Origin of the sequence: Microbacterium dextranolyticum (assembly GCF_016907295.1) — a bacterium.
Classification (GTDB): Bacteria; Actinomycetota; Actinomycetes; order Actinomycetales; family Microbacteriaceae; genus Microbacterium; species Microbacterium dextranolyticum.
This window is the reverse complement of the sequence record NZ_JAFBBR010000001.1, coordinates 1,294,744-1,318,946: the sequence shown is the minus strand read 5'-3', so window position 1 is coordinate 1,318,946 and position 24,203 is coordinate 1,294,744. Positions and strand designations below refer to the sequence as shown.

Genomic DNA, 24,203 nt, shown 5'->3' with positions numbered 1-24,203 from the left:
CAGAGGCCGTCCGCAGACGCCATTAGACTCGACCGAGGTTTTCCTGAGGAGCGTTATGCGGACGATGAGCACTGTGACAACGGCCCCCGACACCTCCCCCGCCTCCCTTCGCGCCGCGAACGTCGAGGCCACCGCGGTCAACACGATCGGGTGGCTCGCGGCATCCGACACCACCATCGTCGTGCCCGTCTACCAGCGGCAGTATCGGTGGGACATCGGCGGATGCGAACAGCTGCTGAGCGATATCCGCGCCGTATCCCAGGCCGATGCGACCGATTCCCACTTCATCGGCTCGATCCTCTCCACGGCGTCGTCCGGCGATGACGAGGATGCCACGGCGCACCTGGTTCTCATCGACGGCCAGCAGCGTCTCACCACTCTCATGCTGCTCGTCGCCGCACTCCATCACACGCTGCGCGAAGACGACCCGACGCTGGCCGCGGAGCTCGAACGTGTGCTCGTGCGCGCCGGCGATCCGGACCGCACGAAGCTGCGTCCGCATCGGGCCTGGGCCGAGGTCTTCGAGAGCGTCGTGCTCGACCGCCGCTCCCCCGCCGACGCGACCCGCGAGTCGCGCTTCGACGACAACTACGCGTTCTTCCGCAGCCAGATCCGACCGGGCGAAGCCGCCGCGATCTGGCGTGGGCTGCAGAAGCTCGAGCACGTGTCGATCACGCTCGGTCCGGATGCGAACGCGCAGCAGACGTTCGAGAGCCTGAACTCCACCGGTGAGCCGCTGCGCGATCACGAGCTCATCCACAACTACGTGCTGATGGGTCTGACCCACGATCAGCAGAGCGAGATCGAGAACGACTACTGGCTGCCGATCGAACAGGCCACCGGCGAGCAGATCGGCGCGTTCTGGCGCCACTACCTGGTGATGCTGACCGGGCGAGAGGTCACGACGGTCGGCGGGCGCGGGGTGTACGACGCGTTCCGTCAGGAGTTCCCTCGCCTCGACGTCGACACCCTTCGCGAGCGCGCGGCCCAGTGGCGCGAGTTCGCGGAGATCTACGGCGTGCTGCTCGACCCGCAGACGGCATCCGAGCCGCAGATCGGGCAGCAGCTGGCCTACGTCGGCACCTTCGGTCGCGGTATCTTCCCCCTCGTGCTGCGGCTGTCGCACGATCACGCGCACGGTGCCCTCGGGACTGACGACTTCATCGCCTCGCTCGAGCAGCTGCAGTCGCTGCTGCTGCGACGGAAGATCGTCGGCACCACGACCGATCGGCTCGTCGCGCGGCTGTGTCGCGCGGCTGAGCAGGGGCGCGGCGAGCTGGTGCATGCGATCGCCCGCATCACACCCTCGGACGAACGCACCCGCGTGGGCCTCAAATACGGCGACCTCCCGCACGCGCACTACGTGCTGGGAAGGCTCGCGGGTGTGTCCGCCTCGACTCCCGTCGACGTCGAGCACGTGGTGCCGATCGCCCCGTCGGACGACTGGTCACCGGACGGATCGCGGCGGTGGGCCGAGCTCTCCGACGACGAGCAGAACAGCTTTCGTGCCCTCGCACGCACTCTCGGGAACCTCACGGTGCTCGAGCAGGACCTCGCCGAGCGTGTCTTCGACGCGTCGTTCCCCGCCAAGCGCACCGCGTATGCGGCCAGCGGCATAGACCTGACGCGAGAGGTCGCCGCGGCATCCGTCTGGAGCACGGCGGCGATCGCCGCACGCACAGCCCTGCTCACCGAGCGCTTCTTCGAGGTGTGGCGCCGGCCCGCGGTGGTGAGCATCGACGACGACAACCTCACCCCCATCCTCGATGCCAAGAAGCGTCGCGGGTGGCCGCGCGGCTGGGAACGCGAGTTCGACTACGTCGAATTCCGCGGCGAGCATTGGGAGGTTCCCGATGTGCGCTACCTGTTCAACCGGGTGTTCCGGCGCCTGTGGACGGAATCCGAGCCGTCGCGCCAGGCTGTCCTCGACTTCAGCGCGCGCCGCGGTGGTCCGGTCTACCCGGCGATGGCGTGGAACGGCCAGTGGGACGAGATCGCCGAGGGACACTACCTCTATATGGGCTGGGATTCCACCTACATGCTCTCCGCTGTGCAGGGCGTGCTCGACGAGGCAGGATGGGCGTCTGAGGTCTTCCTCAAGTACAGCTACATCGGCGACGCGATGCCCTGAGAGAGGTTCGATGGCGACCAGGCGCGAGAACAGCAGACGCTCAACCCCGACGGCGGACGCCCGCCGGTGGCGAGGCGTGCGTCGACAGGTCGATGCCCTCGACATCGCCGTGTTCGACGCGGTGGCGCATACGCAGAGCCCGTTGTTGGATGCCACGATGCCGCCGCTCACGCGCGCCGCGGACCGCTCTCTGCTGTGGATGGGGATCGCGGGCATTCTCGCTCTGACCGGGCGACCCCGCGCGCGCCGCGGCGCGGTGCGCGGACTCGTCTCGATCGGGATCACCAGCCTCATCGCCAATCAGGTCTCCAAGCGCCTGCATCGACGCCCCCGCCCCTCGCTCGCGCAGTTCCCGCAGCAGCGCCTCGCGCACCGCATCCCGACGTCGACCTCGTTCCCGAGCGGGCACTCGGCGAGCGCGATGGCGTTCGCCGCCGGGGTGTCGGCGGAATGGCCCATCCTGTCGGTTCCGCTCCGGGCCCTCGCCGGTCTCGTGGGCTTCTCGCGCGTCGCGACGGGAGCGCACTATCCGTCGGACGTCGCGGCCGGCTTCGCCCTCGGCGAGGCCGTCGCGTGGCTCACGACGCGGCTCGTGCCCGTCGAGCGGATCGACCCGATGCACGACGACCTCACGGTGCGGGCGGGCACCGCTCGTCCCGACGGCGACGGGATCACCCTCGTCATCAATCCGGCGTCGGGGTCGGGTCACGCGGGCAGGATCCTTCCGGAGGTGCGACGGGCGCTCCCTCGGATGCGGATCGTGGAGCTCGGCGCCGGAACCGGTGACTACGGTGCGGCGATCGACGAGGCCGCGGCGGACTGCGAAGTGCTCGCCGTGGCCGGCGGCGACGGCACCGTGCAGCGCGCGGCTGCCGCGGCGAAAGACCAGGGCATCCCGCTGGCCGTCTTCCCCGCCGGCACCTTCAACCACTTCGCGAAAGACCTCGGGATGTTCCCGCTGCGCACCGCGATCCAGGCCGTGCAGGCGGGCACCGTCGCGAAGGTCGACCTCGGCGAGGTCAACGGCAAGGTCTTCGTGAACACCGCGTCGGTCGGCGCCTACACCGACTTCGTGGCGATCCGCGAGCGGAACGAACACCGGATCGGCAAGCCGCTTGCCGCCGTCGTCGCGGCGGTGCGCACGCTCGGTCCGGCCCAGGCTGTGCGCTCGACGGCGGCAGCGTCGACGCCCGGTTCAGCCTGATGTTCCTCGGCAACGGACGATACGAGCCACGGGGACTCGCGCCGGTCCATCGCGCGACGCTCGACGACGGCCGCCTCGATCTGCGTCTGCTCGGAGTGAGTCGGCTCGGCTCGCGCGCGCGGGTGCTGCTCGATCTGTTGACCGGGCGCATCGAACGCAACCGGCGGTACCAGCAGTACTCCGACGCCGAGTACCACTTCGACCTTCCCGACGGGCCCTACCGCATCGCCCGCGACGGTGAGCTGGGCGAACAGATCGACCGCATCGATGCCCGCGTGCTGCCCCGCGCGCTCACCGTCATCGCCCCCGCAGCTCGACGGGCGCGCTGACCCACCGTCAGCCGCGGCGGGGTGCCGGCGCGATCCACCGTCTCGTCACCGCGTCGACGCCGGCCACCCACGCGACGGCCAGCGCAACGCCGGCGGCCACATCGCTGACGTAGTGGACGGCGAGCGCCACCCGCGCCACGCACACGAGCGCGATGAGCGCCCCGGCGGCGAGCGCAGCCCATCGGCGAGCCACCTGCGACGCATCGAGCACGCGAAGAAGGAGCACCCCGCACAGCGCCGCGGTCGTGATTCCGAACGCGTGCGCGGACGGGAATGACGTCTGCGCCGCGGCGATGAGGGCTTCCACCGGTCGCGGGCGACCGACGATCGCCTTGACCAGAACGGGCAGGATGCCGCCGACGAGCACCGTCGCCGCGGCGATCGTCACGGGCATCCGCACGTCGCGGGCACGACCGCGGCCATGGCGGCGCACGGGCACCCAGACGATGACGAGGGCGACGATCGCCACGATGCGGAAGACGAGCGGCTCGCAGGCGAGCGACACGGCGCGCCAGAACACGACGAACGACGGGTGTGCGTCGCCGATGTCGTGCGCCGTCCGCGCGACGAGATCGTCGAGCGTGAAGAGCGGGGCCCAGCGCGCGATCACGGCGAGCAGGAGCAGTCCGAACACGACGGATGCCGCAGTCGCAGTGATCACGGGTGTGATGACCCGCCCCGATCGTTCGGTCATCCCGTGAGAGTAGCGAGTCCGCAAGCACCGCGGCACGAGTGCGATCAACGTCCCCGCCTTCCGGCGGTCGCTACGTTCGCGCTGACCGGCCTGCTGACGGCGCTGCATTCCTGATGCGATCACGGAGCTTTGATCCGGTTCGACTCTCGCCGCACGTCGACGCACGAGAGTAGCGTCGCCTCATGGCGAGTGGGTCACCGTGGACGGCACAGCTCGCGGTGCGCGAACCCTCGGCGTGGCCGGCCTTTCTCACGGAGAACTCGGGCCTTCCGGGGCCACGGGCGAACCTGGCACTGTTGCACGATGTCGCCCTGGCGGCGGGGCCTGCGGAGATCGAAGCGCTGCTGCACGACGGCGGAGAGTACCCCGTGATGTGTGCTGCGGCCGCGCTCGCGCTCCGCGCGCAGGACCCGCTCGACGCCGCCCACGCCCGCAGCCTCGCCACCGACGGTCGATGGCGCGTGCGCGAAGGCGTGGCGACCGGACTGCAGTTGCTCGGCAACAGCGACCTCGGTGCGCTGATCGAGACAGTCGGCGTCTGGGTCGACGACCCGAATCCGCTGGTGATGCGCGCCGCGATCGCCGCGATCTGCGAACCTCGCCTGCTGCGCACGCCGAACGGCGCGGCGGCGGCACTCGACTGCTGCCGCCGTGCGACCGCGCACCTCGTGGGCATCCCCGCCAGCGTGCGCCGCTCCGACGACGTGCGCACACTGCGGCAGGCACTCGGCTACTGCTGGAGCATCGCCGTCGCCGCCGACCCCGCTGCGGGTCTGTCGATGTTCCAGGCTCTCGACACGACCGACCCCGATGTCGCGTGGATCGTGCGGGAGAACCAGCGGAAGAAGCGCCTCGCCGCCCTGCTCTGATCCGGAGCCGTCCGCGCGGGAGACGTGCGCGTCAGTTCTTGGTCGTGACGACGACGGTGAACTCGAGCGGCTGGATGCCGCCCTGGGTGTTCTTCAGCGTCACCGACGTCGCGCCGACGGCAACCGCCTTCACACCGGGGTTGAAGACCGCTCCCGCATCGGTGCGCCCAGGAGTGAAGGTCGCCACCGCGGTGTCGGCGACCGTTCCGGAGTAGCTGTCGGTCGCGAGGTCGCCGGTGCTGATGTTGAGGACCTGGCCGACGATCAGGTCGACCGTCGCGCCCTGAAGCTCACCGGCCGCCATCGTCACCGGCGCGATGACGGTGCCCCCGATCGGGCCCGGCGATGCCGGCGTCGAGCCCGACGACGTGCACGCGGCCAGGCTCAGCGCCGCCATCGCGGCGGCCGCCGGGACGAGTGCACGGGTGAGTGTGCGGATGGTCATGCTTCCCCCTATCCTCGGGAAAGCGCCCGCTCCCCCGCATGGGTCGATCCTCTCAGGCGACCGTGTCGGCGCCCGCGCACGAGGACCCGAGAAGTGCTTCCCGCAATGCAGAAGACGAAAGCCCGGACCACTGGTCTGACCAGTGTTTCCGGGCTTGTCGTGACTGCTGGGGTACCTGGACTCGAACCAAGAACAACGGAACCAGAAACCGCCGTGTTGCCAATTACACCATACCCCATGGGGATTCGACCGAAGTCGTACCGAGGGTCTAGCTTAGCCCACGATCAGACGTCGTCCAAACCGAGACGGTCGTGGCGATCACGGCGAGTTGATAGCCGCCGCTGGATTCGCGCTTGACGACGGTTCGTACCGTGTCCACGTGACCTCGCTCGCTGCTCCTCTTCCCTCCTCCGGCGCCTCCCCCTCCGCCGGGGCATCCGCGCACGCGCGCTCGGCGGTCCGGCGGTGGCGCGGCGGCGGGTGGACCTGGGCGATGATCGGCATCGCGGCCGTCGCGCTCGTCATGACGGCGTGGAGCGTCGGCGGATCGATGTCGACCTACTACGCGTCGATCGCCCTCTCGATGAGCCAGAGCTGGCCGAACTTCTTCTTCGGCTCGTTCGACCCGGCCGGCACCGTCACCCTCGACAAGATCCCGGGATCTTTCTGGATCCCGGCCCTGGCCGTGCGCATCTTCGGCTTCTCGCCCGCCGCGGTGATCGTGCCGAACGCCCTCGCTGCAGCGGCCGCGGCCGTTGTGACCGCCGTCACCGCCCGCCGCTGGGCCGGCCCCCTCGCCGGGGTCGTCGCCGGCGCCGTGGTCGCGACGACCCCGATCCTCGTCGCCGTCGCACGCTCCAACCAGCCCGAGACGTTCTTCGTACTCGCCCTCTCGCTCACGGCGTGGGCGGCGACCCGCGCGCTGCAGAGAGCCAGTCTCGGCTGGCTGCTGCTGTCGGGGGCGTTCATCGCCGTGGGATTCCAGACCTACATGCTGGAATCGTGGGCTGTGTGGCCCGCCCTCGCGGCGGCCTACCTCTGCACCCGGCAGAGCTGGTGGCGACGCGTCTGGCACCTCGCGGTCGCCGGTGCGCTCAGCCTCGGTGCCTCGCTCATCTGGATCGTCGCGGTGTCGCTGGTCCCGGCATCCGACCGCCCGTACATCGGCAGTACCCTCACGAACAACCCGTGGGAGATGGTGTTCGGCTACAACGGTCTCGGCCGCTTCGGCGACGACACGGCGGATGCCACCGCCTACCGCTCGTTCACGCCGCCCTTCTCGGGCAGCGCGTCGACCCTGCGGCTGCTCAACGCCTCGCTCGCCGACCAGATCGGCTGGATGATCCCCACCGCGATCCTCGCGATCGTGATCCTGGCGATCCTCCGCTTCCGCACTCCGCTGCTCGTGTTCGGCGCAGTCTGGCTGGCGACTTTCGCCGCGATGTTCTCGGTCGTCGCCGGCATGCATCAGTTCTACACGGCCTCGCTCGCGATCCCGATGGCGCTGCTGATCGGCACGGCGTTCGCCCTCGCTCGACGCGCCGGTGTGCTGTGGGCGCAGATCGCCCTGCCCGGTGTCGCCGCTCTCACGGCGCTCCTCATCAGCATCGCTTTCGCGCGTGACGGGGCCGCGACGTTCAGTCTGCCGGTCGCGATCGTGCAGGTGGTGCTCGAGGCCTGCGTGGTCGTCCTGCTGATCATCGAGAGCCGTCGCGGTCGGCGGATGCCGGTGACCGCCGCCGTCGGCGTCGTGGCTCTGCTGCTGACGCCGGCCGCGTGGTCGGTCGTCACCATGTGGTCACCCAACTCCACCAACCCGACCGCCGCCGGTGTCGCCGCGATGGGCAGCATGGGGATGGGCGGCCACGGCGGGTTCGGCGGTGGCTCGGCGCGCGGGTCGCTTCCCTACGGCCAGGGCGCCGGAGGGACGGCGGGCGGCGGCGGGGCCCCCGGTACCTCCGCAAGCGGCCAGACGCCGACAGGCACTGCAGCGCGGGGCGGCGCCGGTGAGCACACGATGGGCGACGGCACCGGAACGACCCGCGGCTCGGGCGGCGCCGCGCAGGGCGTCACCGGCGGCGACTCCGCCCGGTCGCAGGGCGGCGCGCTCACACACAGCGGATCCTCCGGCGGTGCCACATCGACGTCACGGTTCGGCGGCCTCGGCGCGATCATGGAGTCCGACACCGTGGCATCCGCCCGCACGGTCGCCTGGCTGACCGCTCATCAGCAGGGCACGAGCTACCTCGCGGCGACCTTCGGCGCGCAGAGCGCGGCGAGTCTGATCATCGCCTCGGACGGCGGTTCGGTCCTGCCGATCGGCGGCTTCGACGACCGCGACCCGGTGCCGACGCTCGACGCCTTCCAGCAGCTCGTCGCGTCGGGGCACCTGCGCTACGTGCTCATGGGGTCGAGCATGTCCCCCGCGATACCAGCCTCTGCCGGGACCGCCGGCGCCACAGGTGCGGGCACGACGCACGGGTTCGGTGCGCGCACAGCAGCCCCGTCCGGTGGGCAGGGCGGGACCGACACCTCAACGTCGTCCGGCCAGATCCGCGCCTGGGTGCTGGCGTCGTGCACGCCCGTCGACGACCCCGCCGTCCCGGATCTGTACTCCTGCGGATCGTGAGGCCGCCGCTCCCGCGCGGTGCGGTCAGCCGATGCGCTGCACGAGCGTGTCGAGGCGATGGATCGACTCGGCCTTGCCGAGCAGCTCCATCGACTCGAACAGCGGCGGCGAGACACGGCGCCCGCTGAGCGCGACACGCAACGGTCCGTACGCGACGCGGGGCTTCAGACCGAGTCCCTCGATGAGCGCCGCGGCGAGGGCATCCTGCACGGCGGCGGCGGTGAAGCCCTGCTCGGGTACGAGTTCGAGGGCACCCACGGATGCCACGAGAACCTCACCGGCATTCGCGGGGAGCCCGCCGAGAGCGTCGTCCTCGTAGGCGACCTCGTCGCGGAAGAGGAAACCGAGCAGGCCCGGTGCGTCGCCCAGCAGCTGCATCCGCTCCTGGACGAGCGGCGCGGCGGCATCCAGCATCGCCTGCTCGCTCTCGGTGAGCGGCTGCGAGACGAGACCCGCCGCGGCGAGGTACGGCACGAGACGCGCCGCGAAGTCCGCGGGCGCGAGCATGCGGATGTGGTCGCCGTTGATCGACTCCGCCTTCTTCTGGTCGAAGCGGGCCGGGTTGGGGTTCACATCGGCGATGTCGAACGCGGCAACGAGCTCGTCGCGCGAGAAGACGTCGCGGTCCGAGGCGAGCGACCAGCCGAGCAGCGACAGGTAGTTCAGCAGTCCCTCGTGGATGAAACCGCGGTCGCGCAGCAGGAACAGGTCCGCCTGCGGGTCGCGCTTGGAGAGCTTCTTGTTGCCGGTCTCGCCGAGCACGAGCGGCATGTGTCCGAAGCGCGGCATGAAGTCGGTCACGCCCGCCTCGATCAGTGCCGCGTAGAGCGACAGCTGCCGGGCGGTCGAGGGCATGAGGTCTTCACCGCGGATCACGTGGGTGATGCCCATGAGCGCATCGTCGACCGGGTTGGTGAACGTGTAGAGGGCCTGCCCACCGGCACGCACCACGACGAAGTCGGGGAAGGATCCGGCGGGGAAGGTCACCTCGCCGCGGATCAGGTCGACGTAGGTGAGGTCGTGCTCGGGAACACGCAGACGCCACGCCGGCTCGCGGCCCTCGGCGCGGAAGGCGACCTTCTGCTCGTCGGTGAGATCGCGGTCGTAATTGTCGTAGCCGAGCTGCTTCGCACGGCCGGATGCCTCGTTGCGCGCGTCGATCTCCTCCGCCGTCGAGTACGACTCGTAGACCGCACCCGACGCGATGAGCTTGTCGAGCGCCTCGGCGTAGACCTCGCAGCGCTGCGACTGGCGGTACGGCCCGTGCGGGCCGCCCTTCTCCACGCCCTCGTCCCAGTCGATCTCGAGCCACGTGAGAGCGTCGACGAGCTGGCGGTAGCTCTCCTCGCTGTCGCGGGCGGCGTCGGTGTCTTCGACGCGGAAGATGAGCTTGCCGCCGGTGTGGCGCGCGTAGGCCCAGTTGTACAGGGCCGTGCGGACCATGCCGACGTGCGGCAGACCCGTCGGCGAGGGGCAGAACCGCACGCGGACGTCGGCTCCGGAGGCGGTGGTGGTTCGGGGATGGATCGCGGCAGACATCCCTTGCAGTCTAGTTCGCGGCGGCCGGATGCCCCGTGGCCCGCGTCGCCGCGTCCGTCGACTCTCCGGGTTCGGCGCGACCCGGCGCCACCGCGCCGAGCCGCTCGCCCAGCACCGCGCGCACCGTGTCAAGGGCTGCCCGCAACGACGGCACGCGCTCGGCGTCGCGCGCCGTCACCAGGTGCAGCCGGCGGGCCTCGACCGCGGGGAGCGGAGCGGCGACGACACCGGCCAGCGGGGGGAACGACTCGACCGCCATGCGCGGCAGCGTGGCGATGCCGATGCCCTGCGCGACGAGCCCTTCGACCGCGACGGCGTTGTCGGTCTCGAAGCCGATGCGCGGTGAGAATCCCGCTCTGCCGCACAGTTCCAGAAGGTGCCCGCGGCAGCGGGGGCACCCGGCGATCCAGGTCTCATCGGCGAGCGCCGCGACGTCGATCATCCCCGGCAGCGACCGCGCCGCCGGGTGACCGGAGGGCAACACGAGCATGAGGTCGTCGCTGCCGATGCCCCGCACCGACAAGCCCCGGGCACTCGCGCCATGGGGATCGGCACGGTCTCCGGGATAGCTGAAAGTGAGGGCGATGTCGGCGCGGTCCTCACGGATCGCCTCGACGGCCTCGGGGGGCTCGGCCTCGACGTAGGTGAGCGTCAGCCCCGGGTGCGCGGCGGCGAGTGCGGCGATCACGCGCGGCACGATGACCGGCGATGTCGACGGGAAGGCGACCAGCCGCACGACACCGGTGCGCAGTCCCTGCAGCTGGGCGAGCTCCTCCGCCGCCGCCTCGACCGCGAGCATCACCTCGACCGCGTGGCGCGCGAGGATCCGCCCGGCCTCGGTGAGACGCACGCCGCGCCCCACCCGTTCGACCACCGCTATGTCGAGGCGCGACTCGAGCCGACGCAGGTGCTGGCTGATCGTCGGCTGGCTGTATCCGAGCACGGCAGCCGCGCCCGTGATCGAGCCCGTGTCGCCGATCGCGCGAACGATCCGCAGGCTCTGCAGATCGAGATCGGCGGCCAGGTCATCCATTCACTCATCATCTCACGGCATGTTTCTCATGCGATACTTGCCGTAGACGCATGAATCATCGCGCGCGAGGCTGGATGCCATGCTCACCGCGACGCTCGACGCCCTCGCCCCGCTCCGGCGCCAGTTCGACGCGCCGAGAGGCTACCTCGCCGCCTGCACCGCAGGACTCCCCCTCGCCGCCACGCGCGACGCCATCGTGTCCGCCTTCTCCGCCGCACCCGACGTCGCGTCCTTCAGCGTCGCCGTCGAGGATTCGCGTGCCCACTTCGCGCGACTCGTCGGCGTCGGTGCCGATCGCGTCGCCATCGGGGCGCAGACCTCGGTGCAGGTCTCGGCCCTCGCCGCCGCCCTCCCCGACGGCGCCGAGGTGCTGGTGCCCGACGATGAGTTCTCGTCCCTCGTCCTGCCGTTCGTGCACGCCGGGCGCGGCATCCGCGTCCGCTCCGCCCCGCTCTCGCGTCTCGCGGAGGCGATTCGCCCCGGCACGACCCTCGTGGCGTTCTCGCTGGTGCAGTCCGCGACGGGTGAGGTCGCCGATCTCGACGCCGTGTGCGATGCGGCCGAGCGCGTCGGTGCGCGGACGGTCTGCGACGCGACCCAGGCGGTCGGTTGGATGCCGGTCGACGCCGCCCGGGTCGACGCGCTCCTCTGTCACGCGTACAAGTGGCTCTGCTGCCCCCGCGGAGTCGCCTTCATGGCGGTCGGCCGCGACTATGCGCGCACACTCCGACCGGTGCAGGCGGGCTGGTACGCCGGGGGCGACCCGTGGCAGTCGTGCTACGGCGGCGGCGCCGATCTCGCCGCGTGCGCCCGCCGCTTCGACGTCTCACCCGCGTGGCAGGCCTTCGTCGGCGCGGAACCGGCGCTGCGCGCCTTCGCCGAGGCCGACCTGAACGCCCTGTACGAGCACGCGACCGGGCTCGCCGCGGCCTTCCGCGCCCGCCTCGGCATCGCCGAGCCCGAGTGCCCCAGCGCGATCGTGACCTGGCCGGATGCCACGGGATGCGACCTGGCCCGGCTCACCGCCGCGGGGGTGGTCGCCTCGGGCCGCAACGGATGCGCACGCGTCGCGTTCCACGTCTTCAACGACAGCGGCGACGTCGATCTGGCCGCCGACGCGCTCGGCCGCTGACACGACAGTGCCCACCCGCCGAAGCGGGTGGGCACTGTGCAGAGGATCTCAGATCGCGAACCCGAGTGCGCGCATCATGTCGCGCCCGTCGTCGGTGATCCGCTCAGGGCCCCACGGCGGCATCCACACCCAGTTGATGCGGAAGCGTTCCACGACGTCGTCGAGCGCCTGCGCGGTCTGCTCTTCGAGGACGTCGGTGAGCGGGCATCCCGCCGACGTCAGCGTCATATGGATGACGAGGGCGTCGTTCTCCTCGTCCCAGGAGAGGTCGTAGATGAGTCCCAGGTCGACGACGTTGATCCCGAGCTCGGGATCCATCACGTCTTTGAGCGCCTCGGTGACGTCGTCGTACTTCTCGGGAGTGAGAGTCGCGGTCATGGCTCGATCCTAGGCTTCGATGGGAGCGGCAGGGTCGACGAAGCGATCGTAGCCCTCGTTCTCCAGGCGCTCGGCGAGCTCCGGTCCGCCCTCCTCGACGATGCGACCGGCGACCATCACGTGCACGAACTGCGGCTGGATGTACCGCAGGATGCGCGTGTAGTGCGTGATCAGCAGAACACCGAGGTCGGTCGCGTCCTTGGCGCGGTTGACGCCCTCCGAGACGATCTTCAGCGCGTCGACGTCGAGGCCCGAGTCGGTCTCGTCGAGCACGGCGATCGCCGGCTTCAGCAGCTCGAGCTGCAGGATCTCGTGGCGCTTCTTCTCGCCACCCGAGAAGCCCTCGTTGACGTTGCGCTGGGCGAACTTCGGGTCCATGCGCAGGTTCTTCATCGACTCCTTGACGTCCTTGGTCCAGGAGCGGATCGCCGGCGCTTCGCCGTCGATCGCGGTCTTGGCGGTACGCAGGAAGTTCGTGACCGTCACGCCGGGGATCTCCACGGGGTACTGCATCGCGAGGAACAGGCCCGCGCGCGCACGCTCGTCGACCGACATCTCCAGGACGTCTTCTCCGTCGAGGGTGATCGAGCCCGACGTCACGGTGTACTTCGGGTGTCCGGCGATCGTGTAGGCGAGCGTCGACTTGCCCGACCCGTTGGGGCCCATGATCGCGTGGGTCTCGCCCGTGCGGACGGTCAGGTCGACACCGTTGAGGATCGGGGTCTGCCCCGCCTCGGTCTCGACGGTCACATGCAGGTCGCGGATCTCGAGAACAGCCATGTCAGATACCTCTTCAGTTCACTTCTTTGCGGACGGCCGGGTCGATGAGGACATCGTCCCCGTCGATCACGACCTCGTAGACGGGCACCGGCTCGTACGCCGGCAGGTTCAGGGGGCGACCGGTGCGCAGCGAGAACGCCGATCCGTGCGCCCAGCACTCGAGGGTGTCGCCCTCGACGAAGCCGTCGGCGAGCGAAACGTCGCCGTGCGTGCAGGTGTCGCCGATCGCGTGCACCTCGCCCTCCGCGTCGAGCACGACCGCGATCGGCACGTCGTCAACGACGACGCGGACGGCAGTGTCCTGCTCGAGCTCGCTGAGGTTCAGCACCTTCTGCGCGGTCATGCGGATGCCTCCACGATGCCCTGGGTGAGGGCGAGCTCCGCCTCGATCGCCTCGATCAGCTCGTCGTGCAGCTCGTCGATGCCGATCTTCTGCACGATCTCGGAGAGGAAGCCGAGGACGACGAGGCGTCGCGCCTCGTCCTCGGAGATGCCGCGCGCCTGCAGGTAGAAGAGCTGCTCGTCGTCGAAACGCCCGGTCGCACTCGCATGGCCGGCGCCGAGGATGTCGCCCGTCTCGATCTCCAGGTTCGGGATCGAGTCGGCGCGTGCGCCGTCGGTGAGCACCAGGTTGCGGTTCGCCTCGTACGAGTCGGTTCCGGTGGCATCCGGGCCGATCAGCACGTCGCCGATCCAGACGCTGCGTGCGCCCGCACCCTGGAGCGCGCCCTTGTAGAGGACGTCGCCGACGGTGTGCGGACCCTTGTGGTGCAGGTACACCTGGCTCTCGAGGTGCTGCCCCGAGTCGGCGAACGACAGGCCGTAGAGCTTGCCCGAGGCGCCGGCGCCGGCGAGCTCCACCGACGGGTTGACGCGCACGACGCCGCCGCCGAGGCTGACGACCACATGGGTCAGCGAGGCGTCACGGTCGACGCGGGCCTGGTGGGATGCCAGGTGCACGGCCCCGTCGTCCCAGCGCTGCACCGAGACGACGGTGAGGGCCGCGCCGTCACGAACGATGATCTCGACGTTCTGCAGCTGCTCGGCCGCACCCTCGTGGCGCAGGATGACGGTGCCCCGGGCGTGCGGCTGGGCCTCGATGACGACGTGCGCGTGCGCGACGCCGCCGCGGCCGGTGAGACGGACGATGACGGGCTCGTCGAGCTCGACACCGGCCGGGATGCGGATGAGCGGCGCCTCCGCCTCCTGCGACCAGGCGATGGCGCTCGCGACGTCTTCAGGCCGGAACACCTCGCCGCGCGGGGCCTCGCCGGCCGCCAGTCGGGCCTGCTCGACGCCGGCGGGGGCGCTCACCTCGACGCCGATGACGTCGCTGGGGGCGGGCTCGTCGCGCAGCAGGTGCGCGATGCGGGCGAGCGGGGTGTGCTTCCAGTTGACCTCGTGCCCGCTGGGTGCGCCGAAGTCGGCCGGCTCGAACGACGTGGGTCGCTCCGAGCGCGTCTGCACTGGGACGAAGCCGCCGCCGGTCAGTGTGGCCGCAGGGTCGATGTGACCCTCCGCCGATGTCCCGGCGGGGGTCTGGGTCGCTGTCGTCATCAGCCGACGGATCCTTCCATGCCCATCTCGATGAGCTTGTTGAGCTCGAGGGCGTATTCCATGGGCAGCTCGCGCGCGATCGGTTCGATGAAGCCGCGGACGATCATCGCCATGGCCTCGTCCTCGGGCATCCCCCGGCTCATGAGGTAGAACAGCTGCTCTTCGCTGACCTTCGACACCGTCGCCTCGTGCCCGAGCTGCACGTCGTCGACGCGGATGTCGATCGCGGGGTAGGTGTCCGACCGCGAGATCGTGTCGACGAGCAGCGCGTCGCAGCGCACGGTGTTGGCCGAGTGGTGCGCCTCCGGAGCGACGCGGACCTCGCCGCGGTACCCCGCGCGCCCGCCACCGCGGGCGATCGACTTCGAGACGATCGACGACTGCGTGTACGGCGCCATGTGGATCATCTTCGCGCCGGCGTCCTGGTGCTGACCGGGACCGGCGAAGGCGACCGACAGGGTCTCGCCCTTGGCGTGCTCGCCCATGAGGAAGATCGACGGGTACTTCATCGTGACCTTGGATCCGATGTTGCCGTCGATCCACTCCATCGTCGCTCCCTCGTGGGCCACGGCGCGCTTGGTGACGAGGTTGTAGACGTTGTTCGACCAGTTCTGGATCGTCGTGTAGCGCACGCGGGCGTTCTTCTTCACGATGATCTCGACGACGGCCGAGTGCAGCGAGTCCGATTTGTAGATCGGGGCCGTGCAGCCCTCGATGTAGTGCACGTACGAGCCCTCGTCCGCGATGATGAGCGTCCGCTCGAACTGGCCCATGTTCTCCGTGTTGATGCGGAAGTAGGCCTGCAGCGGGATCTCGACGTGCACGCCCGGCGGCACGTAGACGAACGAGCCGCCGGACCACACGGCGGTGTTCAGTGCGGCGAACTTGTTGTCGCCGGCCGGGATGACCGTGCCGAAGTACTCCTGGAAGAACTCGGGGTGCTCACGGAGCGCCGTGTCGGTGTCCATGAAGATGACACCCTGCTTCTCGAGCTCCTCGTTGATCTGGTGGTAGACCACCTCGGACTCGTACTGGGCGGCGACACCGGCGACCAGGCGCGCACGCTCGGCCTCGGGGATGCCGAGCTTCTCGTACGTGTTGCGGATGTCCTCGGGGAGGTCCTCCCAGGACTGCGCCTGCTTCTCGGTCGAGCGCACGAAGTACTTGATGTTGTCGAAGTCGATCTCCGACAGGTCGGCGCCCCACGTGGGCATGGGCTTGCGACCGAAGAGCTGGTGGCCTTTGAGGCGCGTCTTCAGCATCCATTCGGGCTCGGCTTTCAGCGCCGAGATGTCGCGGACGACCGCCTCGGACAGCCCGCGCTTGGCGCTGGCACCCGCGGCGTCGGGGTCGTGCCAGCCGAACTCGTAGACGCCGAGTCCGTCCAGCTCCGGTCGGTCGATGAGCACATCCGACATCGCTTGCCTCCTTCGTGCCCGGCGGTGTCATCCGCTCCGGCATTCCCAGGACCTCGTGTGACTCACGATGGAGGGTCGTGCACGGGGGTGGGATGCCGCTTTCAGGGCCGTGTGCGTCAGGGATTCGCGCGCGGTTCGCGCGCCTAGACTGTGAGTGGATCCGGCCCGCAGCGCGGAGCCGGTCCCACCATCCGAGTCTACAGGCAACGCTCCCCTCGGGCGCGGCCGGCGCCCGTCGAAGGCGCGTCCCAGGAGGTCCTCTCCCCATGTCCGGCACGACCACGTCCTCCCCCGCCCCGACGACGACCCCCACGGCCCCCGGCCGCGTGCTGCGCGTCGTGGCGTGGCTCAACCTGCTCGGCAACGTGATCATCATCGGCACCGGTGGCGCCGTGCGGCTCACGGGGTCGGGACTCGGCTGCGACACGTGGCCGCTGTGCACGGCGGGCTCGCTGACCCCCACCCCGGCGCTGGTGAGCGAGAGCTTCCACTCCCTGATCGAGTTCGGCAACCGGATGATGAGCCCGGTGCTCGGGCTGCTCGCTCTCGCGCTGCTGGTCCTGGTGTGGCGTGAGCGGCGCGCCCGCAAGGACCTGTTCGTCCTTGCGTGGATCGTCATGGCGGGCATCCTCGCCCAGGCGTTCGTCGGCGGGATCACGGTGTGGACGGGGCTCAACCCCTTCATCGTCGGTTTCCACTACGTCGCCTCGCTGATCCTCGTGTGCGTGTGCACCGCCCTGGTCGTGCGCCTGTACACGGCACCCGGCCTCCGGGCGCGGGCGGTGCCGCGGTGGTACGCGATCACGACGCATGTGACGACGCTCGTCCTCGCTGCCACGATCGCCTTCGGTGTGCTCACGACCGGTGCGGGCCCCCACTCGGGCGACGCCACCGCCGGGCGGAACGGATTCGACGCGACGATCCTCGAGCACGTGCACGCCTGGCCGGGCTACGCGCTGTTCGCCCTCACGATCGTGCTCACGGCGGTGGCGTGGCGGAGCGCTCTGCCGACCCGGCGCTGGATCACCGCCCTGCTCGTGGTCGAGCTGGTGCAGATCGCGCTCGGCCTCTATCAGGCCCGCAACGGCGTGCCACCGCTCGCCGTCGGCGCGCACATGATCCTCGCCGCGATCACCGCGTCGCTGATGACCGTGGTCGTCCTGCGTCTGAAGGACTCGCGCGTCATCGACTTCCGATGAAGGGCGCACAGCGGGATCATAGGTAGCGCATCGCTCGCACTCGGGCGGTTCGCAGATAGTCGAAGAGCCGTCGCGCGCGCGTCGGCACGACAGAAGGAGTCCCGCATGCCCACCAACCGCCTCATCCGCAGCACCCCGTTCTGGGTGCTCGTGGGCGGATCCGTCGTCACCATCGCCGGCGGCGCCTACCTGCTCATCTCGAAGCTGACCCTCATGGCGTCGACCCTCACCGACGGTACCGCCACCGGTGTCGAGGTCTACGCCGGTCAGATCTGGGCCGTGCTCGGCGCGATCCTCATCGGCGCGGGCGTCATCGGTCTCGCCCTCGCACTGACCCTCGGCGCCCTGCGCGCCGTGGTCTCTCCCGCGGCCACCATCGTCGAGGCGCCGGTCTGGGCCGAAGAGGTCGTCGAGGTGGTCGACACCCCCGCGTACACCCCGGCCGCCGCGCCGGCCCCCGAGGTCGTCGACGCACCCGAGACGCGCGCGTCCGCCCGCGCCGCCGCGACGGAGTCCGCCGAGCCGACCGTCGCGTTCGAGGCGGCAGTCGACCCGGCCGCCGAGCCGACGAGCCCCGAGGCGCCGACGCAGCGCTGAGCCGCACCGCCTCATCTCAACGCAGAAGCGGAGACCTGCCCTCGCAGGTCTCCGCTTCTGCGTTGTGCGCGCGCATCGCTCGCCCACGGGGCACGGCTCCGGCGGGCGCGTGCGGCGGACCCACTCATCACTCTTCCGAGGTCACGACGAGCACGAGTACGGTCACCGTGACGTCGATCGGCGCGATGCCTCAGGCTCGATCGGTGCGACGCCTCAGAACGGCAGCAGCGGGTCGACCGCGATCGCGACGAACAGCAGCGTCAGGTACGTGATCGACGCATGGAACACGCGCATCGGACGGATCTGCTCGCCCCGAGCGGCCCGGTTGTAGAGCACGTGGGACTCCACGATGAACCAGCCGCCGAAGACGAGCGCCGACGCGGTGTACACGATCCCCATGCCGGCCACCGGGATCAGCAGCAGCGAGGATGCCACCGTCGCCCACGCGTACAGGATCACCTGAAGGCCCACCTGCAGTCCGTCGCGCGTGGCCCCGAGCATCGGGACGTCCGCCTCCTGGTAGTCCCCCTTGTACTTCATCGACAGCGGCCAGTAGTGCGGCGGCGTCCAGAGGAAGACGAGGAGGAACAGGATGAACGGCGTCCACGTGAGCGATCCGGTCACCGCGGACCAGCCGATCAGCACGGGGAAGCATCCTGCGATCCCACCCCACACGATGTTCTGCTCGGTGCGGCGCTTGAGGATGATCGTGTAGATCACGACGTAGAAGAAGATGGCGACGGCGCTCAGCGTCGCCGCGAGCCAGTTCGTCGTCAGCAGCAGCCATACGGTGGATGCCACCGCGAGAGTCCAGGCGAACACGAGGGCCGCGCGCGGCGACACCTCACCGGTGACGATGGGACGCTTCTCGGTCCGCCGCATGTGGGCGTCGATGTCGCGGTCGAGGTACATGTTGAACGCCGCGGCCGAGCCCGCGCTCATCGCGCCGCCGACGACGGTGGCCAGCACGAGCCACAGATTCGGCACGCCGCCCTGGGCGAGGATCATCACCGGCACGGTCGTGACCAGCAGGAGTTCCAGCACACGCGGCTTCGTCAGCTCGACGTAGGCGCGGACCTTGCGGGTGACCGAACCCCGGCGGGAGTGCACGGCGGATCCCGTGACGCTCGTCTGCACCATGCCCGGGTCCCCCTCTTTTCGGCCCCATTCAGTGTAGGCCACCGTTTTCGGGTGGCGGCGTCGACCCCCCCGCCGTAAGGATGTGGTCCCCGCGCACACGGTTTGTTGCCGGCTTCGCCATAATTTCGCGTCTCATCACCGTCACATGGCCGCGCGCGCATCCCGTTTCGATAAGCTGACTTCGTATGCGGCCCGAGCGCCGGCCCTCCCCGATCGAACATCGCGGATCCGGTGCACATGTTCGCCGCACTCCCCCTCGTATGAAAGGGCACTTCGTGTCGGAACTGGTTTGGGACGAGATCGATCGGCGCGCGGTGGACACCGCTCGCGTGCTGGCGGCGGACGCTGTGGAGAAGGTGGGCAACGGGCATCCGGGTACCGCGATGAGCCTCGCCCCCGCCGCCTACCTGCTGTACCAGAAGGTGCTGCGCCACGACCCGACCGACACCGACTGGCTCGGTCGTGATCGCTTCATCCTGTCGGCCGGCCATTCCTCGCTCACGCAGTACGTGCAGCTCTACCTCGGCGGCTTCGGCCTCGAGCTGTCCGACCTCGAAGCGCTGCGCACGTGGGGATCGCTGACCCCCGGCCACCCCGAGTACGGGCACACCAAGGGCGTCGAGATCACGACCGGCCCCCTCGGCCAGGGCCTGGCGTCCGCGGTCGGTTTCGCCTACGCCGCGCGCTACGAGCGCGGCCTCTTCGACCCCGAGGCGGCAGCAGGCACCTCGCCCTTCGACCACTTCGTCTACGTGATCGCCGGCGACGGCGACCTGCAGGAGGGTGTGACCTCCGAGGCATCGAGCCTCGCGGGCCACCAGGAGCTCGGCAACCTGATCGCGATCTACGACTCCAACCAGATCTCGATCGAGGACGACACCAACGTCGCCTTCACCGAGGACGTCGCGAAGCGCTACGACGCGTACGGCTGGCACGTGCAGACCGTCGACTGGAAGAAGACCGGCGAGTACGTCGAGGACGCCGCGGAGCTGTATGCCGCGATCGAGGCCGCCCAGGGCGAGACCGACAAGCCCTCGCTCATCATCCTCAAGACGATCATCGGTTGGCCGAGCCCCGGCAAGCAGAACACCGGCAAGATCCACGGCTCCGCTCTCGGTGCCGACGAGCTCGCCGCGACCAAGAAGGTCCTCGGCTTCGGCCCCGAGCGCTCCTTCGCCGTCGCCGACGACGTCATCGCCCACACGCGCGCTCTGAAGGACCGCGCCGCCGAGGCGCGCGTCGCCTGGCAGGCGGACTTCGACGCGTGGGCGTCGGCGAACCCCGAGCGCAAGGCGCTGCTGGATCGCCTCGAGGCGGGCGAGCTGCCCACCGACCTCGCGGCGCCCGTCTTCGAGTCCGGCAAGGACGTCTCGACGCGTGCCGCGTCGGGTCAGGTCATCAACGCCCTCGCCGCCCAGCTGCCCGAACTGTGGGGCGGTTCGGCCGACCTCGCCGAGTCGAACCTCACGACGATCAAGGATGCCAAGAGCTTCATCCCCGCCGAGTGGTCGACCCACGAGTGGTCGGGTGACCCCTACGGTCGCGTGCTGCACTTCGGCATCCGCGAGCACGCCATGGGCGCGATCGTCAACGGCATCAAGCTGCACGGGCACACCCGCCCGTTCGGCGGCACGTTCCTGATCTTCAGCGACTACATGCGCCCGCCGGTGCGTCTGGCCGCGCTCATGGACATCCCGTCGATCTTCGTCTGGACGCACGACTCCGTCGCCCTCGGCGAGGACGGCCCCACGCACCAGCCGATCGAGCAGCTCTCCACGCTGCGTCTCATTCCGAACTTCACCGTCGTCCGCCCGGCCGACGCGAACGAGACCTCGGCCGCGTGGCTGGAGATCGTGCGCCGCACCTCGGGCTCGCCGGTCGGTATCGCGCTCACGCGTCAGAACGTGCCCACGTTCCCCCGCGGCGAGCAGGGCTTCGCCACCACCGACGGTGTCGCCAAGGGCGCCTACGTCCTCGTCGACGCCGACGGCACCCCGGACGTCATCCTCGTCGCGACCGGCTCCGAGGTCCAGCTCGCCGTGCAGGCGCGCGAGACCCTCGCCGCCGAGGGCATCCAGGCGCGTGTCGTCTCGGCACCGTCGCTGGAGTGGTTCGCCGAGCAGGACGACGCCTACCGCGAGTCGGTACTCCCGGCATCCGTCGCGGCGCGCGTGTCGATCGAGGCGGGCTCCACGCCCCTGTGGCGCAGCATCGTGGGCGACCGCGGTCGCTCGGTCGGCATCGACCACTTCGGCGCCTCCGCCGACTACAAGACCCTGTTCGAGAAGTTCGGCGTCACCGCCGACGCGGTCGTCGACGCGGCCCGCGCAACCATCGCCGCCGTGTCCGCCGACGCGGACAACAACTGAGGAGAACACACATCATGAGCACCCCCACTCAGCAGCTCACCGAGGCCGGCGTCAGCATCTGGCTCGATGACCTCTCCCGCTCGCGGATCGACTCGGGCAACCTCGCCGAGCTGATCGAGTCGCGCAACGTCTCCGGTGTCACGACGAACCCGTCGATCTTCCAGGCGGCCATCGGCAACCAGAACGACGACTCGTACGACGCGCCGCTCGCCGCCCTCGCGGCCGACGGCGCGGACGTCGACACGGCGATCTTCGAGCTGACGACCACCGACGTGCGCGACGCGGCCGACATCTTCCGTCCCGTCTACGACGCGACCGGCGGTGTGGACGGCCGCGTGTCGATCGAGGTCTCCCCCGACCTCGCCCACGACACCGACGGCACGAGCGCCGAGGCCCAGAAGCTGTGGCAGAAGGTCGACCGCGAGAACGCCCTGATCAAGATCCCCGCCACCAAGGCGGGCCTGCCCGCCATCACGGCGACGCTCGCCGAGGGCATCTCCGTCAACGTGACGCTGATCTTCTCCCTCGAGCGCTACGGCGAGGTCATCGACGCCTACCTCGCGGGCCTCGAGCAGGCCAAGACGAACGGGCACGACCTGTCCGGCATCCACTCCGTCGCCTCGTTCTTCGTGTCGCGCGTGGACACCGAGGTCGACAAGCGCCTCTCGGCCTTCGAGACCGAAGAGGCTGAGGCCCTGAAGTCGAAGGCCGGCGTCGCCAACGCCCGCCTCGCCTACGAGCTGTTCGAGAAGCGCTTCGCCGAGCCGCGCGCGCAGGAGCTCATCTCGGCCGGTGGCAACGTCCAGCGCCCGCTGTGGGCCTCGACCGGCGTCAAGGACCCGGCCCTCCCCGACACCCTGTACGTCACGGAGCTCGTCGCAGCCGGCACCGTCAACACGATGCCGGAGAAGACGCTCGAGGCGACGTTCGACCACGGCGTCGTGACCGGCGACACCATCACGACCGGCTACGAGGACGCCCGCCTGGTGTTCGCCCAGCTCGCCGACCTCGGCATCGACATCGCAGATGTCACCCAACTGCTCGAGGACGAGGGCGTCGCGAAGTTCATCGCTTCTTGGCACGACCTGCAGAAGACCGTCGCCGCGGCACTCGCGGAGACCACCCGGTGAGCTTCGAGATCCACGTCTCGGGTCACGTCGAGGTCGTCGTCGAGCACACCCTTCCGGTGCTCGTCGGCGACCTCGTCGCCAGCGGTATCACCGCCGGCGACGCGGACCTGTGGGGTCCGGACGCGGCCGCCGAGGCGGCTCGCCGCCTCGGCTGGGTGAATGCAGTGACCGTCTCCCGCCCGCTGGTGGCCGAGATCTCGCAGCTGCGTGCGACGCTCGTGGAGCGCGGCATCACGCGTGTCGTCCTCGCGGGCATGGGCGGCTCATCGCTGGCGCCCGAGGTCATCGCCGCGACGGCGGGAGTTCCGCTCGTCGTGCTCGACTCGACCGCACCCGGCCAGGTGCTCGCCGCGATCGACGGCGACGCCGAACAGGGCGACCTCGAGAACACGGTCCTGGTCGTCTCCTCCAAGTCGGGATCGACCGTCGAGACCGACTCCGCCCGTCGCGCGTTCGAGGCGGCCTGGCGCGACCTCGGGATCGATCCGGCGGAGCGCATCGTCGTCGTCACCGACCCGGGCTCGCCGCTCGAAACCTCGGCCCGCGAGGCGGGCTACCGCGTCTTCTCGGCCGACCCGACCGTCGGCGGTCGCTACTCGGCGCTGACCGCCTTCGGGCTGGTCCCCGCCGGCCTCGCCGGAGCCGACATCGGTGAGCTCCTCGACGAGGCGGAGGCCACGCTCCTCGAGGTCGCGATCGACGACCCGCGCAATCCTGCGCTGGTGCTGGCAGCCGCGATCGCCGGCACCGCACCCGGCGCGACCCGCCGCGACAAGATCGGCCTCGTCTCCGACGGCACCCACATCGTGGGGCTCCCCGACTGGATCGAACAGCTCGTCGCCGAGTCGACGGGGAAGAACGGCACGGGCATCCTGCCCGTCGTGCTGCTGCCGGTCTCGCCCGAGCTGGACGAGACGCCCTCGGATCTGCAGATCGTGCGTCTCGTCGATGATGCGGAGCACTTCCGTCTCATCGAGCAGAACCCCGACGAGGTGCTCCTGAGCGGCTCGCTCGGGGCGCAGTTCGTCGTGTGGGAGTACGCCACCGCGATCGCGGGGCGCCTGCTCGGCATCGATCCGTTCGATCAGCCCGACGTCGAGTCGGCGAAGCAGGCCGCGCGCGGTCTGCTCGACGCCCGCCCGGACAGCGGCTCGCCCGCGTTCGTCGAGGGCGACGTCGAGGTGCGCGTCTCCGACCCCGCTCTGGCCTCGTCGGGAACCCTCGCGGGGGTCCTGGACGCTCTGTGGGCACAGCTCGGACCGACCGGGTACGTCGCCATCCAGGCCTACGTCGACCGTGTCGCGGTCCCGCAGCTCGCGGGCCTGCGCGAACTGGTCGCCGCTGACAGCGGCCGTCCGACGACCTTCGGCTGGGGCCCGCGGTTCCTGCATTCCACGGGGCAGTACCACAAGGGCGGCCCGGCGGTCGGCGTCTTCCTCCAGATCCTCGGATCGGACGATGTCGACCTCGAGATCCCCGGTCGCCCCTTCACCTTCGGTCAGCTCATCGCCGCGCAGGCGGCCGGAGACGCCGCCGTGCTCGTCGAGCATGGACGTCCCGTCGTGACCCTGACCCTCACCGACCCGCAGTCGGACGTGCTCGCACTGTTCGAAGCAGCCCAATAGGAGTC

21 protein-coding genes and 1 tRNA gene are annotated in these 24,203 nt (G+C 70.1%); 11 read left to right on the top strand and 11 right to left on the bottom strand.

The genetic code is table 11. The annotated features are described in order from the left end of the window. Positions 1–64: 64 nt before the first annotated feature. From JOE64_RS05945 to JOE64_RS14500, 3 genes are read left to right on the top strand one after another with little or no spacing between them, the layout of a single operon-like run. Positions 65–2,131: a DUF262 domain-containing protein gene (locus JOE64_RS05945; RefSeq protein ID WP_204963403.1), complete on the top strand. Its 2,067-nt coding sequence runs from the start codon at positions 65–67 to the stop codon at positions 2,129–2,131. Between the two features lie 10 nt (positions 2,132–2,141). Then, the gene (locus tag JOE64_RS05940) at positions 2,142–3,335 is read left to right on the top strand and encodes a bifunctional phosphatase PAP2/diacylglycerol kinase family protein (RefSeq protein WP_239531719.1); all 1,194 of its coding nucleotides are present in this window, start codon (positions 2,142–2,144) and stop codon (positions 3,333–3,335) included. Next, positions 3,335–3,664 (top strand): diacylglycerol/lipid kinase family protein, encoded by a 330-nt coding sequence (locus tag JOE64_RS14500; RefSeq protein WP_239531718.1) that lies wholly within the window; start codon positions 3,335–3,337, stop codon positions 3,662–3,664. The genes JOE64_RS05940 and JOE64_RS14500 overlap by 1 nt, the downstream gene beginning before the upstream one ends. A 7-nt stretch (positions 3,665–3,671) precedes the next feature. Here JOE64_RS14500 and JOE64_RS05935 read toward each other — a convergent pair whose 3' ends face one another. Beyond that, positions 3,672–4,358 carry a phosphatase PAP2 family protein gene (locus tag JOE64_RS05935; RefSeq protein WP_204963402.1) on the bottom strand — a complete coding sequence of 229 codons (687 nt, stop codon included), beginning with the start codon at positions 4,356–4,358 and terminating at the stop codon, positions 3,672–3,674. Positions 4,359–4,540: 182 nt separating this feature from the next. On the opposite strand from JOE64_RS05935, the gene JOE64_RS05930 reads away from it, so the two are divergent. Continuing rightward, positions 4,541–5,227: a HEAT repeat domain-containing protein gene (locus JOE64_RS05930; RefSeq protein WP_204963401.1), complete on the top strand. Its 687-nt coding sequence runs from the start codon at positions 4,541–4,543 to the stop codon at positions 5,225–5,227. Between the two features lie 31 nt (positions 5,228–5,258). Here JOE64_RS05930 and JOE64_RS05925 read toward each other — a convergent pair whose 3' ends face one another. Both JOE64_RS05925 and JOE64_RS05920 read right to left on the bottom strand, forming a co-directional pair. After that, on the bottom strand, positions 5,259–5,672 hold the full coding sequence (locus JOE64_RS05925; protein ID WP_204963400.1) for a hypothetical protein: 414 nt from the start codon (positions 5,670–5,672) through the stop codon (positions 5,259–5,261). A 166-nt stretch (positions 5,673–5,838) separates the two neighbouring features. Then, a tRNA-Gln gene (locus JOE64_RS05920) sits at positions 5,839–5,910 on the bottom strand. 141 nt (positions 5,911–6,051) lie between these two features. On the opposite strand from JOE64_RS05920, the gene JOE64_RS05915 reads away from it, so the two are divergent. After that, entirely contained in the window at positions 6,052–8,301 is a 2,250-nt protein-coding gene (locus JOE64_RS05915; RefSeq protein ID WP_204963399.1) for an ArnT family glycosyltransferase, read from the top strand. 24 nt (positions 8,302–8,325) lie between these two features. Here the strand turns inward: JOE64_RS05915 and gltX are convergent, their stop codons facing one another. Together gltX and JOE64_RS05905 are read right to left on the bottom strand one after the other, a co-directional pair. Continuing rightward, entirely contained in the window at positions 8,326–9,840 is a 1,515-nt protein-coding gene (gltX, locus tag JOE64_RS05910) for a glutamate--tRNA ligase (RefSeq protein ID WP_204963398.1), read from the bottom strand. Positions 9,841–9,850: 10 nt separating this feature from the next. After that, the gene (locus JOE64_RS05905) at positions 9,851–10,873 is read right to left on the bottom strand and encodes a LysR family transcriptional regulator (RefSeq protein ID WP_204963397.1); all 1,023 of its coding nucleotides are present in this window, start codon (positions 10,871–10,873) and stop codon (positions 9,851–9,853) included. Between the two features lie 79 nt (positions 10,874–10,952). Between JOE64_RS05905 and JOE64_RS05900 the strand changes: the two genes are divergently transcribed. Then, positions 10,953–12,005, top strand: a complete 1,053-nt coding sequence (locus JOE64_RS05900; protein ID WP_204963396.1) for an aminotransferase class V-fold PLP-dependent enzyme — start codon at positions 10,953–10,955, stop codon at positions 12,003–12,005. Positions 12,006–12,053: 48 nt separating this feature from the next. On the opposite strand, the gene JOE64_RS05895 is transcribed toward JOE64_RS05900, so the two are convergent. The 5 genes from JOE64_RS05895 to sufB are packed head-to-tail and all read right to left on the bottom strand — an operon-like array spanning position 12,054 to position 16,138. Then, complete coding sequence (locus tag JOE64_RS05895) at positions 12,054–12,383, bottom strand: metal-sulfur cluster assembly factor (protein WP_204963395.1); 330 nt, start codon at positions 12,381–12,383, stop codon at positions 12,054–12,056. A 9-nt stretch (positions 12,384–12,392) separates the two neighbouring features. After that, a complete protein-coding gene (gene sufC / locus JOE64_RS05890; protein ID WP_204963394.1) occupies positions 12,393–13,163 on the bottom strand; it encodes a Fe-S cluster assembly ATPase SufC in 771 nt (256 codons plus the stop codon). Between the two features lie 13 nt (positions 13,164–13,176). Next, entirely contained in the window at positions 13,177–13,506 is a 330-nt protein-coding gene (locus tag JOE64_RS05885; RefSeq protein ID WP_204963393.1) for a non-heme iron oxygenase ferredoxin subunit, read from the bottom strand. Then, positions 13,503–14,720, bottom strand: coding sequence for a Fe-S cluster assembly protein SufD (gene sufD, locus JOE64_RS05880; RefSeq protein ID WP_204963392.1), 1,218 nt, complete (start codon positions 14,718–14,720; stop codon positions 13,503–13,505). The genes JOE64_RS05885 and sufD overlap by 4 nt, the downstream gene beginning before the upstream one ends. Then, on the bottom strand, positions 14,720–16,138 hold the full coding sequence (sufB, locus tag JOE64_RS05875) for a Fe-S cluster assembly protein SufB (RefSeq protein WP_204963391.1): 1,419 nt from the start codon (positions 16,136–16,138) through the stop codon (positions 14,720–14,722). The genes sufD and sufB overlap by 1 nt, the downstream gene beginning before the upstream one ends. 266 nt (positions 16,139–16,404) lie before the next feature. Between sufB and JOE64_RS05870 the strand changes: the two genes are divergently transcribed. Beyond that, complete coding sequence (locus JOE64_RS05870) at positions 16,405–17,337, top strand: COX15/CtaA family protein (RefSeq protein WP_204963390.1); 933 nt, start codon at positions 16,405–16,407, stop codon at positions 17,335–17,337. 105 nt (positions 17,338–17,442) lie between these two features. Beyond that, the gene (locus tag JOE64_RS05865; RefSeq protein ID WP_239531717.1) at positions 17,443–17,934 is read left to right on the top strand and encodes a dinucleotide-utilizing enzyme; all 492 of its coding nucleotides are present in this window, start codon (positions 17,443–17,445) and stop codon (positions 17,932–17,934) included. 213 nt (positions 17,935–18,147) lie between these two features. On the opposite strand, the gene JOE64_RS05860 is transcribed toward JOE64_RS05865, so the two are convergent. Next, complete coding sequence (locus tag JOE64_RS05860) at positions 18,148–19,074, bottom strand: heme o synthase (RefSeq protein WP_204963389.1); 927 nt, start codon at positions 19,072–19,074, stop codon at positions 18,148–18,150. Between the two features lie 275 nt (positions 19,075–19,349). On the opposite strand from JOE64_RS05860, the gene tkt reads away from it, so the two are divergent. Genes tkt through JOE64_RS05845 form a run of 3 tightly spaced genes read left to right on the top strand, consistent with a single transcriptional unit; the run spans position 19,350 to position 24,198 of the window. Further along, the gene (gene tkt, locus JOE64_RS05855) at positions 19,350–21,443 is read left to right on the top strand and encodes a transketolase (protein WP_204963388.1); all 2,094 of its coding nucleotides are present in this window, start codon (positions 19,350–19,352) and stop codon (positions 21,441–21,443) included. A 14-nt stretch (positions 21,444–21,457) separates the two neighbouring features. Beyond that, entirely contained in the window at positions 21,458–22,573 is a 1,116-nt protein-coding gene (tal, locus tag JOE64_RS05850) for a transaldolase (protein WP_204963387.1), read from the top strand. Then, the gene (locus JOE64_RS05845; protein WP_204963386.1) at positions 22,570–24,198 is read left to right on the top strand and encodes a phosphoglucose isomerase-related protein; all 1,629 of its coding nucleotides are present in this window, start codon (positions 22,570–22,572) and stop codon (positions 24,196–24,198) included. Before tal ends, JOE64_RS05845 begins: the two co-directional genes overlap by 4 nt. Positions 24,199–24,203: the final 5 nt, after the last annotated feature.

What these genes read in the sequence shown, in the direction of transcription:
- JOE64_RS05930 (WP_204963401.1), top strand. Translation starts at nt 4,541, where the DNA reads ATGGCGAGTGGGTCACCGTGGACGGCACAGCTCGCGGTGCGCGAACCC.
- JOE64_RS05900 (WP_204963396.1), top strand. Translation starts at nt 10,953, where the DNA reads ATGCTCACCGCGACGCTCGACGCCCTCGCCCCGCTCCGGCGCCAGTTC.
- JOE64_RS05905 (WP_204963397.1), bottom strand. Translation starts at nt 10,873, where the DNA reads ATGGATGACCTGGCCGCCGATCTCGATCTGCAGAGCCTGCGGATCGTT.
- JOE64_RS05885 (WP_204963393.1), bottom strand. Translation starts at nt 13,506, where the DNA reads ATGACCGCGCAGAAGGTGCTGAACCTCAGCGAGCTCGAGCAGGACACT.
- JOE64_RS05870 (WP_204963390.1), top strand. Translation starts at nt 16,405, where the DNA reads ATGTCCGGCACGACCACGTCCTCCCCCGCCCCGACGACGACCCCCACG.
- sufD (WP_204963392.1), bottom strand. Translation starts at nt 14,720, where the DNA reads ATGACGACAGCGACCCAGACCCCCGCCGGGACATCGGCGGAGGGTCAC.
- JOE64_RS05865 (WP_239531717.1), top strand. Translation starts at nt 17,443, where the DNA reads ATGCCCACCAACCGCCTCATCCGCAGCACCCCGTTCTGGGTGCTCGTG.
- JOE64_RS14500 (WP_239531718.1), top strand. Translation starts at nt 3,335, where the DNA reads ATGTTCCTCGGCAACGGACGATACGAGCCACGGGGACTCGCGCCGGTC.
- JOE64_RS05895 (WP_204963395.1), bottom strand. Translation starts at nt 12,383, where the DNA reads ATGACCGCGACTCTCACTCCCGAGAAGTACGACGACGTCACCGAGGCG.
- JOE64_RS05860 (WP_204963389.1), bottom strand. Translation starts at nt 19,074, where the DNA reads ATGGTGCAGACGAGCGTCACGGGATCCGCCGTGCACTCCCGCCGGGGT.
- JOE64_RS05945 (WP_204963403.1), top strand. Translation starts at nt 65, where the DNA reads ATGAGCACTGTGACAACGGCCCCCGACACCTCCCCCGCCTCCCTTCGC.
- JOE64_RS05940 (WP_239531719.1), top strand. Translation starts at nt 2,142, where the DNA reads ATGGCGACCAGGCGCGAGAACAGCAGACGCTCAACCCCGACGGCGGAC.
- gltX (WP_204963398.1), bottom strand. Translation starts at nt 9,840, where the DNA reads ATGTCTGCCGCGATCCATCCCCGAACCACCACCGCCTCCGGAGCCGAC.
- tal (WP_204963387.1), top strand. Translation starts at nt 21,458, where the DNA reads ATGAGCACCCCCACTCAGCAGCTCACCGAGGCCGGCGTCAGCATCTGG.
- JOE64_RS05925 (WP_204963400.1), bottom strand. Translation starts at nt 5,672, where the DNA reads ATGACCATCCGCACACTCACCCGTGCACTCGTCCCGGCGGCCGCCGCG.
- sufC (WP_204963394.1), bottom strand. Translation starts at nt 13,163, where the DNA reads ATGGCTGTTCTCGAGATCCGCGACCTGCATGTGACCGTCGAGACCGAG.
- sufB (WP_204963391.1), bottom strand. Translation starts at nt 16,138, where the DNA reads ATGTCGGATGTGCTCATCGACCGACCGGAGCTGGACGGACTCGGCGTC.
- JOE64_RS05935 (WP_204963402.1), bottom strand. Translation starts at nt 4,358, where the DNA reads ATGACCGAACGATCGGGGCGGGTCATCACACCCGTGATCACTGCGACT.